Annotated in this window: 13 protein-coding genes; 6 read left to right on the forward strand and 7 right to left on the reverse strand. The window is 73.4% G+C overall.

Going from position 1 to position 15,245, the window contains the following annotated elements; all coding sequences use genetic code 11:
- The first annotated feature begins 58 nt into the window (after positions 1 to 58).
- Both U8525_RS01125 and U8525_RS01130 read left to right on the forward strand, forming a co-directional pair.
- On the forward strand, positions 59 to 2,584 hold the full coding sequence (locus U8525_RS01125) for a hypothetical protein (protein ID WP_374259921.1): 2,526 nt from the start codon (positions 59 to 61) through the stop codon (positions 2,582 to 2,584).
- Entirely contained in the window at positions 2,581 to 3,276 is a 696-nt protein-coding gene (locus U8525_RS01130) for a c-type cytochrome (protein ID WP_374259923.1), read from the forward strand. The genes U8525_RS01125 and U8525_RS01130 overlap by 4 nt, the downstream gene beginning before the upstream one ends.
- 12 nt (positions 3,277 to 3,288) lie before the next feature.
- Here U8525_RS01130 and U8525_RS01135 read toward each other — a convergent pair whose 3' ends face one another.
- The 6 genes from U8525_RS01135 to U8525_RS01160 form a co-directional block, all read right to left on the reverse strand.
- A complete protein-coding gene (locus U8525_RS01135) occupies positions 3,289 to 4,662 on the reverse strand; it encodes a ferritin-like domain-containing protein (protein ID WP_374259925.1) in 1,374 nt (457 codons plus the stop codon).
- Between the two features lie 204 nt (positions 4,663 to 4,866).
- Positions 4,867 to 6,117: a hydroxymethylglutaryl-CoA synthase family protein gene (locus U8525_RS01140; RefSeq protein WP_374259928.1), complete on the reverse strand. Its 1,251-nt coding sequence runs from the start codon at positions 6,115 to 6,117 to the stop codon at positions 4,867 to 4,869.
- 42 nt (positions 6,118 to 6,159) lie between these two features.
- A complete protein-coding gene (locus tag U8525_RS01145) occupies positions 6,160 to 7,197 on the reverse strand; it encodes a zinc-binding dehydrogenase (RefSeq protein WP_374259931.1) in 1,038 nt (345 codons plus the stop codon).
- 46 nt (positions 7,198 to 7,243) lie between these two features.
- Positions 7,244 to 7,987, reverse strand: coding sequence for a CoA-transferase subunit beta (locus U8525_RS01150; protein WP_374259933.1), 744 nt, complete (start codon positions 7,985 to 7,987; stop codon positions 7,244 to 7,246).
- Positions 7,984 to 8,784, reverse strand: a complete 801-nt coding sequence (locus U8525_RS01155; RefSeq protein ID WP_374259935.1) for a CoA transferase subunit A — start codon at positions 8,782 to 8,784, stop codon at positions 7,984 to 7,986. Before U8525_RS01155 ends, U8525_RS01150 begins: the two co-directional genes overlap by 4 nt.
- Entirely contained in the window at positions 8,781 to 9,470 is a 690-nt protein-coding gene (locus U8525_RS01160; RefSeq protein ID WP_374259937.1) for a TetR/AcrR family transcriptional regulator, read from the reverse strand. Before U8525_RS01160 ends, U8525_RS01155 begins: the two co-directional genes overlap by 4 nt.
- Before the next feature lie 198 nt (positions 9,471 to 9,668).
- On the opposite strand from U8525_RS01160, the gene U8525_RS01165 reads away from it, so the two are divergent.
- The 4 genes from U8525_RS01165 (at position 9,669) to U8525_RS01180 (ending at position 14,149) form a co-directional block, all read left to right on the forward strand.
- The gene (locus U8525_RS01165) at positions 9,669 to 11,801 is read left to right on the forward strand and encodes an ATP-binding protein (protein WP_374259940.1); all 2,133 of its coding nucleotides are present in this window, start codon (positions 9,669 to 9,671) and stop codon (positions 11,799 to 11,801) included.
- Entirely contained in the window at positions 11,779 to 13,143 is a 1,365-nt protein-coding gene (locus U8525_RS01170) for a sigma-54-dependent transcriptional regulator (RefSeq protein ID WP_374259943.1), read from the forward strand. Before U8525_RS01165 ends, U8525_RS01170 begins: the two co-directional genes overlap by 23 nt.
- A 141-nt stretch (positions 13,144 to 13,284) precedes the next feature.
- On the forward strand, positions 13,285 to 13,647 hold the full coding sequence (locus tag U8525_RS01175) for a DNA-binding response regulator (RefSeq protein WP_374259945.1): 363 nt from the start codon (positions 13,285 to 13,287) through the stop codon (positions 13,645 to 13,647).
- Positions 13,640 to 14,149, forward strand: a complete 510-nt coding sequence (locus U8525_RS01180) for a DUF6232 family protein (RefSeq protein ID WP_374259948.1) — start codon at positions 13,640 to 13,642, stop codon at positions 14,147 to 14,149. Before U8525_RS01175 ends, U8525_RS01180 begins: the two co-directional genes overlap by 8 nt.
- Here U8525_RS01180 and U8525_RS01185 read toward each other — a convergent pair.
- Positions 14,100 to 15,131: an LLM class flavin-dependent oxidoreductase gene (locus tag U8525_RS01185; protein WP_374259950.1), complete on the reverse strand. Its 1,032-nt coding sequence runs from the start codon at positions 15,129 to 15,131 to the stop codon at positions 14,100 to 14,102. The genes U8525_RS01180 and U8525_RS01185 overlap by 50 nt on opposite strands.
- Positions 15,132 to 15,245 lie beyond the last annotated feature (114 nt).

Consider the following 15,245-nt stretch of genomic DNA (forward strand, 5'->3'; position numbering starts at 1 on the left):
GCCGCGTCCCGGAGCGGTTCCGGGGCGTGGCCGCGCGTTGCCTCGCCGGAGCCACACCGTGAAGAAGACATCCGTCCTCCTGTCCTGGAGGCTGCCGCTGCTCCTGTCGCTGTGGGCCGCTCCGGCGGGGGCCCACTGGGGCATGCCCGACGAGGCGAGCAGCATCAGCGTGCGCAGTGGCCACGAGGACGACTGGATCATGGGCGACGCGTCCGGCGCGCTCATCTCCCGCGACCACGGGACGACGTGGCGGTGGATCTGCCCGGAGGGGATGGGCATCGCCATCTGGCGTCCCGAGCGCTACTTCTGGCTGTCGGGCGGGGCCATCCTGGCGGCGACGGGGAGCGCGCTGGTGCGCTCGGACGACAGCGGCTGCACCTGGACGCCGCACGGCTTCTTCAAGGACACCTGGGTCACGAGCCTGGCGGTGCACCCGGCGGACGAGCGGCTGCTGTACGTCAGCACCGGCCGGCCGTCGCTGAGCAACGGGCTGTACCGCTCCGAGGACGGCGGCGAGTCATGGCTCCAGGCGCTCGCGCCGACGCCGGGCTCCCAGTACTCCGCCATCCGCGTCGCCGCGTCGGATCCGCTGCGGGTCTACGCCTCCGGCCAGGACGCGGAGGGGCAGTTCCTCGTCCGCAGCGACGACGGCGGGCGCGCGTGGACGCGGCTGCCCCAGCCGCTCACCGGCTTCAAGCTCCCGTATGACCTCGTGCTGCTGCGCGTGAGTGACAGCTCGCCCGACGTGCTCTGGGCGAAGATCTCCGCCCAGGGGCGCGACTCGCTGCTCAAGAGCACGGACGGCGGCGCCACGCTGACGCCGGTGATGGACACGTATGAGCGCATCTCCAGCGTGGAGGCGTCCCCGGACGGGCGCACGGTCTGGGTCTCCACGACGACGCGCCTGTTCCGGAGCCTGGATGAGGGGCCCTTCACGGAGCTGGCGGAGCCGAACGGGAACGCCTGCGCGCTGCGGTTCAACGGCAGGCTCTATGGCTGCGGCCCGGGTTGGATCGGGGGCTGGGCGCTGGCGCGCAGCGAGGACGAGGGCACGACCTGGGAGCCCCTGTTCAAGCTCGGCGACGTGCAGGGCGCGCACCTCTGTCCCGCCTCGACGCCGGTGCAGCAGCGGTGTCCGACCCTGTGGCCGCAGCTGGCCACGCTCTTCGGCGCGCCCGAGCCGGATGGGGGCGTGGCCCCGCGGCCGGACGCGGGGCCCGCGGAGCCACCCTCGGCTTCGGACGGCTGTGCCGCGGCGCCGGGGCTGATGCCGGGCGCGTGGCTGATGCTCGCGGTGCTGGGGCGGCGTCGTGCTCGGCTTCGCGTGAAGCGGGGCATCGGCGCGGGGGCCCTGCTGGCGCTCGTGTCGCTGGTGGCGGTGCTTGGTGGGTGTGGAGCGTCGGACGCGGAGGGGCCGCTCCAGGTGCCGGAGCTGGAGTACGGCATTGGCGCGCCGTGGCCCGCGCCCGCGCCGCTGCCGCCGGTGGGGCCCGCCGGGCGGCTGATCATCACCAACAACCTGGAGGACACGCTCAGCCTGCTGGACCTGGAGGGGATGGAGTCACCCGCCTGGGGGGAGCTGGCGCGCCTCCCGGTGGGGCTCAATCCGGTGGAGCTGGAGGGGCCGCACCACACCGCCGTCTCGCCGGAGAACGACTTCTATTACGTGGGCATCTCCAACTACGTGCCCGGCTCCGGCTCCGGGCCGCACGGGGCGCATGGCTCGGGGAAGGCGGACGGCTACTGCCTCAAGCTGGACGCGACGACCCACGCCGTCGTGGGGTCCGCGCGCGTGGATCCCAACCCGGGTGACGTCATCCTGAGCGCGGACGGGCGGACGCTCTACCAGACGCACTTCGACCTGCTGAGGATCGCGGAGGTGGCCCGCCGGGGAGGCACGGAGGCGGAGATGGACGCGCGGCTGGCCATCCTCGATGCGCGGACGATGACGCGCACGGCGATGGTGCCGGTCTGCCCCGCGCCCCACGCGGTCCGGCTGTCGTTGGACGGGAAGCGCGCCTACGTCGCCTGCTGGTCCGACGAGGTGGCCATCGTGGACCTGGAGCGGGCGGATCATCCGGTGCAGCGCGTGAAGGTGGCGGACAACGTCGGCACGGCGGTGGTGCCCATCCACCAGCCCTACGCGCTCACGGTGTCGCCCACGACGGGCGCGGTCTGGGTCAGCTCGCTCGCGAGCCGCGCGGTGCAGTACCTGGATCCGGAGACGCTCACCATGGACCCCGCGCGCACGGTCTGGCTGCCGGGCGCGCCGATGTTCGGGGCCTTCACGTCCGACGGACGGACGCTCTTCATGCCGTACCAGTCCGTGGACTCCATCGCCGTCATCGACGTGGCCCACCCGGAGGCGGCGCCCGGGGAGATCCCGCTGGCGGCCAGCGGCTGCCTCAACGTGCACCAGTTGATGCTCACGCCGGACGAGCGCCATGCGCTGGCGGTCTGCGAGGGAGACCACCTGTCGCCGGGCACGCTCCACGTGGTGTCGCTGGAGGAGCGCCGGGTGGTGAAGACGGTCCAGGTGGGGCTCTTCCCGGACTCGGTGGCGCTGCTGGGGCGGCGGCCATGAGGTGGCTGGGACTGCTGGCCGTGCTGCTGGTGGGCTGTGGTGGCCCGACGCCCGCGGCGGAGTTCGGGGAGGCGCTGTTCCAGGATGCGCGGCTGTCGGACAGCCAGTTCAACAGCTTCTCCTGCGCGACCTGCCACACCGCCAGCACCACGCCCGAGCCGGACCGCATGCTGGCGGGCTACCCGCTGGGGAACGTGGTCTCCCGGAAGACGTGGTGGGGCGGCTACGAGACGGACCTGCTGAGCGCGGTGAACTTCTGCTACCTGGGCTTCATGCGCGGCGTGACGCCCCTCACGCGCGAGGAGCCGAAGGCGCGGGCCCTGTACGAATACCTGGCGCGGATCAGCCCGGCCGCGGACGCGCCCGCGCTGCCGCTCACGGTGGTGAAGGACATCCAGGAGGTGCCTCCGGGGGATGCCGGGCGGGGCGGCGCCGTGTACCGCGCTGCCTGTCAGACCTGTCACGGCGCCCCGCATACGGGCGAGGGGCGGCTGACCTCCTTCGCGTCGCTGCTGCCGGAGGTGACGGACGACTACGACAGGCTCTTCCCCGGCATCCCGAGGCGACTGGTGGTCATCGAGAAGCTGCGGCACGGCAGCTCCTTCGGCGTGGGCGGGACCATGCCGCTCTACAGCCTCGAGGCCCTGTCGGACGAGGACCTCGCGGCGGTGCTCGCGTTCCTGGGGCTGTGAGCGCGGGGCGCCTCAGCTCCAGAGCGACTGCTCCAGCGAATCCAGGAGCGCGCTCGCGACCTCGGGAGAGGGCAGCCCGGCTTCCACCGCGAGGCGCGGGTCGAGCGGCACGGCCACCTCCGCGCGCAGCACCGCGAGGGCCCGCCGCCGGGCCTCGTGCAGTGAGGCGCGAGCCTCGGAGGACAGGCCGGGCATGGCCCAGGCGTCGATGTCCCAGGACAGGCCCGCGTGCCGGGTCTCGTCGTCGGCGATGCGCGCCATGGCCTCGCGGATCTCCGGGTCGCGGGCGTGCAGCGCCTGATGGTGCGCCACCAGCGCGCCATACGTCTCCCGCACGCAGCCCTCCACCGCGTTGTCGAGCAGCACCTCGTCCAGTGGGCGCAGCGGCAGGGCGGTGACGGCGGGAGGCACCGGCGTGGCGCCGAAGCGACGGGCCAGCCGCAGGGTGACCTCGGTGTGTCGGACCTCGTCCGTGGCGCTCGCGAGCGCCGCGTCCTGTAGCCCCGTCCCGGCTCCGTGCAGGGCCAGCTCGTCGCGCAGGCGCAGGAAGGCGTGGATGGCGGCGGCCTCCAGGCGAGCGGCCTTCGCGAAGTAGTTTCCCCGCGCGTCCTCGCAGACCTTGTCGCCGGAGCCCTGGAGCCCCACGGGCCTGCGGCCGACGACGCAGTCAGGCGTGCCTTCCTTGAAGGGGAACGTGCCCACCTCCGTCACGACCCCGGACGGCGTCACGGTCAGGTCGTGCCGGGTCTCGTACACGTGAGTCTCGCAGTCGTAGTCCTGGATGCTGACGACGCTGAAGGTCCCGTCGGGGAGGGCCCGCACCTTGCCGCGCTCGTAGGCCGGGTGGCTGCACAGGGCATAGCCCGAGGCGTAGACCAGGAGGGCGGCCTCCTCGGGAGTATCGATGCGGCCGAGCAGGGCCCGGACGGAGTCCGCGGTCGCGTAGGTCGCCACCTCGTCGCCTCGGGTCGTGGCGAGGAAGCTCTTGTCGCACTCCATGCTGTAGCCACAGAGTCGCGGGAAGCCGCCATCGACCAACACCGCCTCCAACCGGTCCAGGCATGCCTGGGGAGCCGTCGCCGTGGCGCAGGGCTCGCCCTCTGACGCCTTGAGGACGACGGCCGGAGGCGTACCGGGAGGAAACCGGTGCTGGACGGTGCGCACCTGGAGCACGTCCGGAGGTGGGTCGATGGTCAGCCCCGTGAGGGCAGGGAAGCCGTTCACACAGGCGACCTCCGAGTGCTGGCTCAGGTCGACGGGCTCGGGCCTGGGGGGAGGCTCCACCACCGGAGCTGGCTCCCGCTCGCAGCCCGAGAGCAGCAGGGGCGTGGCCAGGGAGGCCCGCAGGGCCTGGGAGAACAACGTCCGCAGCCGATTCACGTTCATGGTCCCCTCGGAGACGCGCGCGGCCACCGGGCCCGCCCTGTTGGGACACGCGACCCCGGCGACTTGGGACATGGGCCCTCTCAGGCCCGGCGCCCCGGCTCCAGCGGGCCCCGCGGCGCCCGCGCCACGGTCGGTGAAAGCAGGCGGGCGATGCCCGCCGGAGCGCGCATCGCCCGTGCATCCGACCGTGAGACGGTTGCGTCCCTACGCCCCCGCGTACTTGCGGCGGAACTCGTGGATCTCCGCCAGCCGGAACGTGCCCGGCTCCGGAGCAATCGCCTCCGGCGCGTCGTAGGGCAGGTTCATCAGCCGCTCGTACTCCTCCACCGACACGCGCTCGCGCTTCGCCAGCACCGCGTCCAGGTCCGCGCGGGCCATGCGCTCCGCCGCCTTCTCCCCCACGACGCCGGAGTAGAACTCCGCGCAGGAGCCGCTGCCGTAGGACAAGAGGCCGATGCGCTGCCCCGCCAGCGCCGCGCCCTCCGCATGCAGCTGGCCCGCCAGCGCCAGGTACAGCGACGCCGTGTAGACGTTGCCCACGCGCGCGTTCAGCCCCAGCGACTTCGCCACCTGCGCGTCGTAGCTGGCCTGCGACTTCGCCGCCTCGTCGCGCGCCTCGGGCGTGGCCGGGCCGCCGCCGGAGTCCTCCAGGTCGCACAGCCGCACCTGCGCGTGCGCCTTGCGCGCCATCTTGCAGAAGGGCACGTGGTACAGGATGCGAGCGAGCTGCTCGCTGGGCAGCTTCGAGTCCCAGCGCACCAGCCCCTGCGCCATGGCGCGCTCGCGCCAGCCCCGGTACGCGCCCGCCAGGGCGTCCAGGTAGCAGGTGATGGAGTAGTGCCCGTCCACCAGCGCCTCGCGCCGGCCCACCGGCCGCCAGAAGTCATACACGTCCGCGGTGCTCACGCCGTTGAGCCCCACGTCCACCGCCAGCAGGTCCGGCGTCTCCGACACCAGCAGCGCCACCGCGCCGCCGCCCTGCGTGGGCTCGCCCGCCGTCTTCAGGCCGTAGCGCGCGATGTCCGTGCACACCACCAGCGCGGAGCGGCCCGCCGCCGCTCCGGAGGCGATCCACTCCACCGCCGCCATCAGGCCCGCAGTGCCGCCGTAGCACGCGTGCTGCGAGTCGAACGTGCGCATGGCGCGCGGCAGCTTCAGCAGGCCGTGCACGTGCGACGCGATGGGCTTCGAGTGGTCCACGCCCGTCTCGGTGCCCACCACCAGCATGCCCAGCCTGGACGCGTCCACGTCCTGCTGCTTGAGCAGCCGCGCGGCCGCCGTGGCCGCCAGCGACACGGAGTCCTCGCCCGGGTCGTTGACCGCCATCTCCTTCGCGCCCAGGCCCGCGGTGAACTTCGCCGGGTCCACGCCGCGCGCCCGCGCCAGGTCCTCGATGTCCACGTACCGCCGGGGGACCGCCACCGCCAGCGCTTCGATTCCAACCCGCTTCTTCATGGGGAGCTCCTCAAGTCAAAAAGGTCGAGAGTCCAGTCCACGTCACGCCGCCGGCGGCACCAGCACCAGCCGGCCCGCCACTTCCCGGTTCTCCAGCCGGAAGTGCGCGCGGCCCGCGTCCGCCAGCGCCACCTCCTCCGACACGAAGGGGCGGATGAGGCCCCGGGCCGTCAGCCGGAGCGACTCATCCAGCTCCTCGCGCGTCGTCGCGTAGGCGCCCAGGATCTCCAGCTCCTTCACGATGACCAGGCCCGGGTTGAGGTTCACCACCCCGGACTCCAGGTTGCCCACCACCACCACGCGCCCCCCGGGCGCCATGGCCTTGAGCGTCTGATCGAAGGTGGCGCTGCCCACGATCTCCACCGCGACATCGACCCCCTGGCCCTGCGTGCGCTTGCGCGCCTCCGCCCCGAAGTCCAGGCCGCGCGAGACGATGACCTCATCCGCGCCCGCTTCCTTGAGGGCCGCCACCTTCGCCTCGCCGGACGTGATGGCGATGACGCGCGCCCCGTCCACCTTGCACAGCTGCACGGCCGCCAGGCCCACGCCGCCGCTGGCGCCGGTGATGAGGACCGTCTCCCCGGCCTTCACCTTCGCCCGCGTGCGCAGCGTGTGGACGGCGGTGCCCAGCGTGCAGCACACCGTCGCCGCCACCGCCCAGGGCAGGTCGGCGGGCACGCGGCCCAGGCCGCGCACCGGGGCCACCATGAACTGCGCGTAGCCGCCCTGGAGCTCCTCGCCGAAGAAGCGGTTGTCCGTCTTGCACAGGCTGTTGCGACCGGAGAGGCACAGCGCGCACTCGCCGCAGGACATGCGCTGGAGCGTCGCCGCGCGGTCGCCCACCTTCCAGCCCACCGTGTCCGGGCCCACCTCCACCACCTCGCCCGCGGCCTCGTGCCCCAGGATGGCCGGCACGTGCGTGCGGGGCAGGTTGCCGCGGCGGTTGATGACGTCGTGGTAGCAGACGCCGCACGCGTGGACCTTCAGCAGCACCTCGCCCTTGCCCGGGCGGGGCACCGGGACGGTCTCCAGACGCAGGTTCTCTGCATTCCCGAACTGGCGAAGAACGACGGCTTCCATGCGGTACCTCTCTTCCGTGTGACTTGAAGGGTGGGGGAGCGGTGCTTCAGCCGCCGACGAGCGCGTCGCGCAGGTTGCGGGGGTCCAGCGCGCGGATGGCCGCCACCGTGCGCGCGTCCGGGAGCGACGTGACGGGCAGCGCGTCCGGCACGGACAGCTCGAAGCCGGTGCGCTCGAAGATGCCCTCCACGGTGGTCCAGGGGTGCCGCGACAACAGCCGCGCGCCCCGGGGCCCGCCCAGCTCATACGTGCCCAGGTCGGAGATGAGCCGCACCGGACGGCTGGGGTCGCGGGTCGTGGCCACCTGGACCTGGGGGACGAGGTTGCGCCGAGACTGCCGGGGCACCAGCAGCACCGGGTTCTTCACCCACTGGCGCAGCGTGGCCGCGCCCGCCACGCCCGGGAACTTGGTGCGAGGCTTCTCCAGGCTGCCGGACGCGGTCATGTTGGTGCGACCCGCCGGATCCACCTCCGCCGCGCCGAAGAACACCGTGTCCACCCGGCCGCGCCGCGCGTGGTCGAACAGGTCCGCGATGCTCACCTCCGCGGACCGGCCGTCCAGGTAGCGCAGGTCCTCCGACGACGGGAACAGCTCCGGCAGCGCGGGGTCCAGCGAGCCCACGCACGCCAGATACGTCAGCCCCGGCGCATGCGTGGCCCGAGCCACCGCGATGGCCAGGATGACCAGCGGCGACGCCACGCCCGTGGCCACCACCGAGCCGTCCTCGATCTCCCGCGCCAGCAGCGACACCACCGTCTCCGCGGGCGTCACGTCCACCGTCGCCGTCATGCCGCGCTCCGCGTCGCGCGAAGCGACATGAGGAAGCCCTTCGCGTCACCCGCGTCCGCCGCGGCCAGGTAGGCGGCCAGCATCGCGTCGTCATGCGGGTACCTGCCCAGGCAGCCCGTGGGCAGCGCGCCGCCAGGGGCGAGCACCACGCGCTCCACCTGGAAGGCGGGGAGGGTGACGCGCGAAAGCCTCGGCACGCGCTCCTCCACCGTGGCGATGATCCGCTTCGCGGCGCCCGCGACGAGCAGGTCCGTGGTGGGGTCCTCGATGAGCAGGTTGCCCTTGTCGTCCGCCGCCCGCGCGTGGATGAGCGCCACGTCCGGGAAGTAGGCGGGCTCCACCGGCACGCGGCGGCCGGTAAACGGATCCTCCACCGTGCGCGGCGCGTCCACCTCCGCCAGCTCCGACACGTCCGAGTCCGGCGCCGGGATGAACGGCAGCCCCATGGATGCCGCGCGCAGCCGCTGCACCACGCGGTAGCCGTCGTGCTCGCGCCACTCGAGGTCGCCCGCCTCGATGGCCCGCTTGAGGCAGGGCAGGGGGCGCACGCGGTTCTCCAGCACCAGCGCGCCGAAGGGCAGCTCCACGCGCTCGAGGCACCCGCCCGCGACGAGGAACTCCGCCGGCAGCGGGTTGGGCAGGGAGATGAGCTGGAGGCCGCGCTTCTCCTGCGCCACCAGCTCCAGCACCAGCGCCATGGGCGCGCGGCCCAGCATGAACCCGCCGGCCGCGAGCGACGCGCCGTCCGGGATGGAGGCCACCGCCTCCGACAGGGAGCTCCACCGGGCGCGGTTCACTGGGGCTCCTCCCCGGAGGCGGCGCGCGGCACCATGCGCAGCGCGGGCGCGTTTGCGTCGTCACCCGAGGGGGCCGGGGCGCTCACGGCCGCCGCGCCGGAGGGAAAGAGCAGCTCCACCATGCCGTCGGCGATCTGCTCCTCGGAGAGGCGCCCGTCCGGCTTGAACCACTTGTAGACCCACAGGATCATCCCCAGGAACGAGAACGCCGCCACCGTGGGGTCCACCGCGCCGCGCAGGCGGCCCTGGCGGTGGGCCTCCGCGAACGAGTCCTCCAGGAACCTCACGTAGCGCTTCTTGCGCCGGTCGATGTACTCGCGCGCCTCGCCGGTGAGCGTGGCGTGCTCGTGGAGGATGATGATGACCTCCTTGCTGCGGCCGCTCGTCACCAGGTGGATGTTCTGCCGCATGCACTGGCGCAGCCGCTCCACCGGATCCGCCACGTCCTGCACGGGCGCGAGGACCTGCTCCTCGAACACGTCCATGCCGTAGTTCATGATGGCGAAGAGCAGCTGCTCCTTGTTCTGGATGTGGTGGTAGAGCCCCGCCTTGGTCATCCGGCACGCGGCGGCGATCTCCTGCATCGACGTGCCCTCGTAGCCGCGCTCGCAGATGAGCCGCGCCGCCGTCTCCAGGATGGTCCGGTACCGCTCGCCCTCGTCCGGTCTGCGCCCCGTGGGTGTCATGCGTGCCTTCCCTCGCCGGCCTGCCTGCCGCTGCCGGGCTGAAACCACCTACCGACCGGTAGGTCAATCCACCTACCGACCGGTAGGTAGCACCGCTCGACGCGGTTCGTCAACGGGCAAGTGCTGGAGGGCAGGGAGGGCAAAAGCTTTTGGAAACAAGGACTTGGGACCACCCAGCGGGTTAGGGTGCGGGCACCCATGCGGTCCACGCTCCTGCCCATCCTCCTGTTGTCCATCGCGCTGGCCAGCGTGGGGGTGGGGGTCTGGACGCTCGTGAAGCGCAGCCGGACCGCGCTGGTGGAGCAGTTCGCGGGGGACCGGCAGAAGCAGCTGGACGAGGCCGTGGGCGGCGTCACGGATTCGCTGGAGGATGTGGGCAAGAACCTGCGCTTCGCCGGGGAGCTGATGTCCCAGCCGGGGAGCCTGGCGGAGCACCGGCGGGAGCTGCGCGCGCTCCTGGAGGCGGTGGGCCACTACAAGGCCATCGCGGCGTACGACGGCGACGGCGCGGAGCGGCTGCTCCTGTTGGACCGGAAGCCGGACCCGCAGGTGTCGCGCGAGGGGCTGGTGGCGCAGATGGCGGAGACGGCGCGCCGCGCGCTCCTGCGTCCGCCGGGGGACTTGACGACGTCGCCCATCCTGGACGCGGCCAACGGCGGCTGGCTGCGCATCCTGGCCACGGCCCTGCCCGCGACGGACGGCAAGCCCGAGGGCGCGGTGGCGGTGCTGGTGGACACGGAGTCGTTCTTCGCGCCGCTGCGCATCGTCACGTCGGACCTGGAGGCGCGGCTGCTGCTGGTGGGCACGCAGGGCCAGCCCACCTCCGCGAGCGACCCGGGCCTCGCGGAGTGGTTCCGCCGCGCGGGCCAGAAGGACGCGGGCGTGCCGGGCTTCGCGTTCCTCGTGTCCCGGCTGAAGGCGGGCGCGCGCGGCATGCTGCCCCTGTCCGAGCTGGAGGCGGAGCGGCTGGGGCTGGGGCGCGCGGAGGTGGTGGCCGTCTACACGCCCATCCGCATGCGCGGCGGCAGCCACTGGGCGGTGGCGACGCTGGTGTCCACCGCGGCGCTGCGCTCGCATGAGCAGGCGCTGGTGGTGCGGCTGCTGGGCGCGGGCGCGCTGGTGGCGTTCTTCCTGGTGGCCTTCGCGGTGTACGTGGTGCTGGCGCGGCGGCGCGCGGTGGCGCTGACGGAGAGCCGGCGGCACGCGGCCCAGCTCGCCGCGCTCCATGACCGGACGCGGAAGATCCTGGACCACCTGCCCACGGGCGTCCTCGCGCTGACGGAGGACGGACGCATCAGCGCGGTCAACCAGGCCCTGCGCTCGCGCGTGCCCGGCAACGTGACGGGAGCGCCGCTGTCGTCCGCGTTCCCCGGGGCCCCGGCGCCGGTGGTGGCGCGGCTGGCCGCGCTGGTGGCGTCCGCGCGGCAGGAGGACCGGCCGGTGAGCCTGCTGGGCGAGCCGCTGGCGCTCTTCGGCGGCGAGGGCACGTACAACCTGCACGCGGTGCCGCTCACGGCGGACGACCCCAAGGAGGAGACGCGCGCGCTCCTGGTGGTGGAGGACCTGAGCGACGTGCGCGCGCTGGAGACGCAGCTGCTGCGCGCGGAGAAGATGGCCACGGTGGGCGTGCTGGCCGCGGGCATCGCGCACGAGATCGGGACGCCGCTGGGCGTGGTGCGCGGCCGCGCGGAGTACGTGCAGGGCAAGCTGGGGCCCTCGCACCCGCAGGGCCCGGGGCTGGGCGTCATCGTCGAGCAGATCGACCGGGTGAGCCGCACGCTGCGCCAGCTGCTGGACTTCTCCCGGCTCCAGCCCGCGATGGTGCGGCCGGTGGCGCTGGGGCCGCTCGCCCGGAGCGTGCACGAGCTGCTGCTGGTGGAGGCGGAGCGGCGGCGGGTGACCCTGCGCGTGGACGTGCCGGAGTCCGTGCCCGCGCTGGCGGCGGACGCGGATCAGCTCCAGCAGGTGTTGATCAACCTCGCGCTCAACGCGTGCGACGCGTGCAGCGAGGGCGGCGCGGTGGAGATCTCCGCCTCCGTGCTGGCGGGGCCGGAGGAGGGGCCGTGGGGGATGGTCGCGCTCGCCGTGCGCGACGACGGCTGCGGGATCCCCAAGGAGCGCCTCAACCAGGTGTTCGATCCGTTCTTCACGACGAAGAAGCGCGGGCAGGGCACGGGGCTGGGGCTGACGATGGTGGCCCACGTCGTCCGCAACCACGGCGGGCGGGTGGAGCTGGAGAGCACGCCGGGGCAGGGCACCCGCGTCACCGTGCTGTGGCCGGTGGCCCGCCCTGTCCCAGAGGAGCGCCATGCCGAGCGACTCGCCGTCTGACGCGCGCATCCTCGTGGTCGACGACCACGTGGAGATGGGGCGCATGCTCCAGGAGCCGCTGGCCGACGCGGGCTGGACGGTGGACCTGGCCACGAGCGGCCAGGAGGCGCTGACGCTCATCCGCTCGCGCGTGTACGACGCGGTGTTGACCGACCTGCGCATGGAGAAGGTGGACGGGCTGGACGTGCTGGACGCCGCGCGCGCGGTGGACCCGGAGCTGCCCGTGCTGCTGATGACGGCCTTCGGCGGCGTGGAGAGCGCGGTGGAGGCGATGCGCCGGGGCGCGTTCCACTACTTCACCAAGCCCTTCCGCCTGGACGAGGTGCGGCTGTACCTGGGCCGCGCGCTGGAGGACCGCCGGCTGCGCGCCGAGCACCGGGCGCTGAAGCAGGCGTCCCAGGAGCGCTCCGGGCTGGGCGCGCTGGTGGGGCGGAGCGCGCCCATGCGCGCGCTGTACGAGCTCATCGACCGGGTGGCGCACGCGGCGGCCCCCGTGCTGCTCCGGGGCGAGAGCGGCAGCGGCAAGGAGCTGGTGGCCCGCGCGCTCCACTTCGAGGGGCCCCGCGCGGCCGGGCCCTTCGTGGCGGTCAACTGCACCGCGCTGCCGGGGCCGCTGCTGGAGAGCGAGCTGTTCGGCCACGTGAAGGGCGCCTTCACCGGGGCTACGTCCGTGCGGCGGGGCCTGTTCGTGGAGGCGCACGGCGGCACGCTGTTCCTGGACGAGATTGGCGACATGCCCACGGAGCTCCAGGCGCGGCTGTTGCGGGTGCTGGAGGACGGCGAGGTGCGCGCGGTGGGCTCGGACGCGAGCCGCACCGTGGACGTGCGCGTGGTGGCGGCCACGCACCAGGACCTGGAGGCGCGGGTGCGGGAGGGGCGCTTCCGCGCGGACCTCTTCTACCGGCTCAACGTCGTGACGCTGCGGGTGCCCTCGCTGAAGGAGCGCCGGGAGGACGTCCCGCAGCTGGTGGAGCACTTCACCGCCCGCTCCCGCGCGCGCAACCCGCGCTCGCGCGTGACGTCGCTGGCACCGGAGGTGGTGGCCGCGCTGGGCGCCATGCCGTGGCCGGGCAACGTGCGCGAGCTGGAGAACCTGGTGGAGCGGCTGGTGGTGCTCGTCCCCCGGGAGCTGGTGACGCTGGAGGACCTGCGCCCGCACGCGCCGGTGCCGGAGGCCGCGTCCCCGCTCGCGCAGGCCCAGGAAGGCGTGTGGACCCTGCGCAAGCTGGAGGGGGAGTACATCCACTGGATGGTCCAGCACTGCGGCGGGAACAAGACCCGCGCCGCGGAGCTGCTGGGCATCGATGTGTCCACCATCCATCGTCGCGAGCGGGAGCGGTAGCCGCGTCCTGCCCCCCGGTCCGAGGCGGGAATGGCAATCCGCCACGGCGGGCTGGCGGATTGCCACGGTCCACGGGTGAGCACCCGGCGGCCCCGGGGGACGGTGGTTCCGGCATGTAGCTTGCTGTGACGTGGGGCCGTGGTGTCCCTGCGCACAACCCGGGCCTTGCTGCTCGGTGCGGATGAGTCCCTGGCGTCGCTGCTGGCGGACGTGCTGGGCGACCTGGGCATCGCCCTGTTCCTGGACGCCGCGGACGCGGCCCGACCGGACCTGGTGCTGGCGCACGTGGAGCGTGGGGAGGGCATCCTCCCGGTGCTGACGCGCGCGCGGGCCTGCGCCGCCGCCGCGCCCGTCCTCGTCCTGCTGCCCTTCGCGGACGAGCGCCTGGTGTCCCGCGCCCTGTGTCAGGGGGCCCGGGCATGTTTCGCGCTGGGCCGTCCGCTCGATGAGCTTCGCGCCCTCCTGCGCTCGCACTTTCCTCTGTTGGAGACCACCCATGGGTGAACCGATGGCCGTCGTCACCGTGCTGCGCCCCGTTGTCCCCCTGCGTGAAGCGGAGCGCCGCCCGGTGGCCGCACCGGAGCCGGCGGTGGACACCGGGGAGCCGTGCCTCTTCCAGGCCGGCCAGGTCCGCGTCACCGGCGAGCGGCTCGTCGTGGGCGCCCGGAGCTGGGCGCTGCGCGACGTGCTCCAGGTGGAGACCGCGCGCCGCACCCCGAAGGTGTGGCCCTACCTGCTCGTGGTGGGCCTGGCCGCGGCGCTGGGGCTGCCGCTGCTGTCCGCGCTGTCCGTCAGCGTGTCCGCGTTCAAGGGCGCCTACGAGGCGGGGCTCGTCGCCACCGCCCTGGGCTTCTTCGCGTCCATGGCCGCGCTGCTCGTGGTGGAGGACACCCACTACCTGGTGCTGGGGCTGCCGGGCGGCGCGCGCCGCGTCTTCGGCAGCCACGACGCCCGGCTCATCGCCCGGCTTGCGGGGACGGTGCGGGCCGCGTGTCAGCGGCCGTGAGCTGATCGCGCACCTGGGCGACGATCTCGAAGGAGCGCAGCCGCGCGGCGTGGTCGTAGATCTGCGCGGTCACCATCAGCTCGTCGGCCCCGGTCTGCTCCAGGAGGGACTGGAGCCCCGCGCGCACGCTGTCCGGCGAGCCCACCACGGTGCACGCCAGCATGTGCTCGATCTCCGCCAGCTCCAGCTCGTTGAGCTGGCCGTCCAGGCTGTCCACCGGCGGCAGGAGCGGGCCCGGCCGGCCCCGCCGCAGGTTGACGAAGGCCTGGAGCAGGGACGTGAAGAGGCGCTGTCCCTCCGGGTCCGTGTCCGCGGCGAAGACGTTGACGCCAATCATCGCGTACGGCTTCTGGAGCACGTCCGACGGGCGGAACTGCGTGCGGTACAGGTGCAGCGCGCTCATCATCTGCGCGGGCGCGAAGTGCGACGCGAACGCGAACGGCAGGCCCAGGACCGCGGCCAGCTGCGCGCTGAAGGTGCTGGAGCCCAGCAGCCACAGCGGCACATGCAGGCCCGCGCCCGGCACCGCGCGCACCGCCTGACCCTCCATGGGGGCCTTGAAGTAGTTCTGCAGCTCCACCACGTCCTGGGGGAAGCTGTCCGCGCCGCCCAGCCCCCGGCGCAGGGCCGCGGAGGTGCGCGGGTCCGTCCCCGGCGCGCGGCCCAGGCCCAGGTCGATGCGGCCGGGGTAGAGCGTCTCCAGCGTACCGAACTGCTCCGCGATGACGAGCGGCGCGTGGTTGGGCAGCATGACGCCGCCCGCGCCCACGCGAATCGTCGACGTGCCGCCCGCCACGTACCCGATGACCACCGACGTGGCCGCGCTGGCGATGCCCGTCATGTTGTGGTGCTCCGCCAGCCAGAAGCGCTTGTAGCCCCAGGCCTCCGCGTGGCGGGCCAGGTCCAGGCTGTTGCGGAGGGCCAGGGCGGCGTCGCCCCCGGCGATGACGGGGGACAGGTCGAGGACGGAGAAGGGGATCATCGTGGGGGACCCTCGCGCCACGGGTGGGCGGGAAAGCCCTTCGATAGCCAGGGGCGCCGGGGTTTTCACGGCATTGACGCTCCCCACGGCCTCCGACCTGCCAGCCGGGGGCCA

It is taken from the genome of Corallococcus sp. RDP092CA, assembly GCF_041903675.1.
Taxonomy (GTDB): domain Bacteria; phylum Myxococcota; class Myxococcia; order Myxococcales; family Myxococcaceae; genus Corallococcus.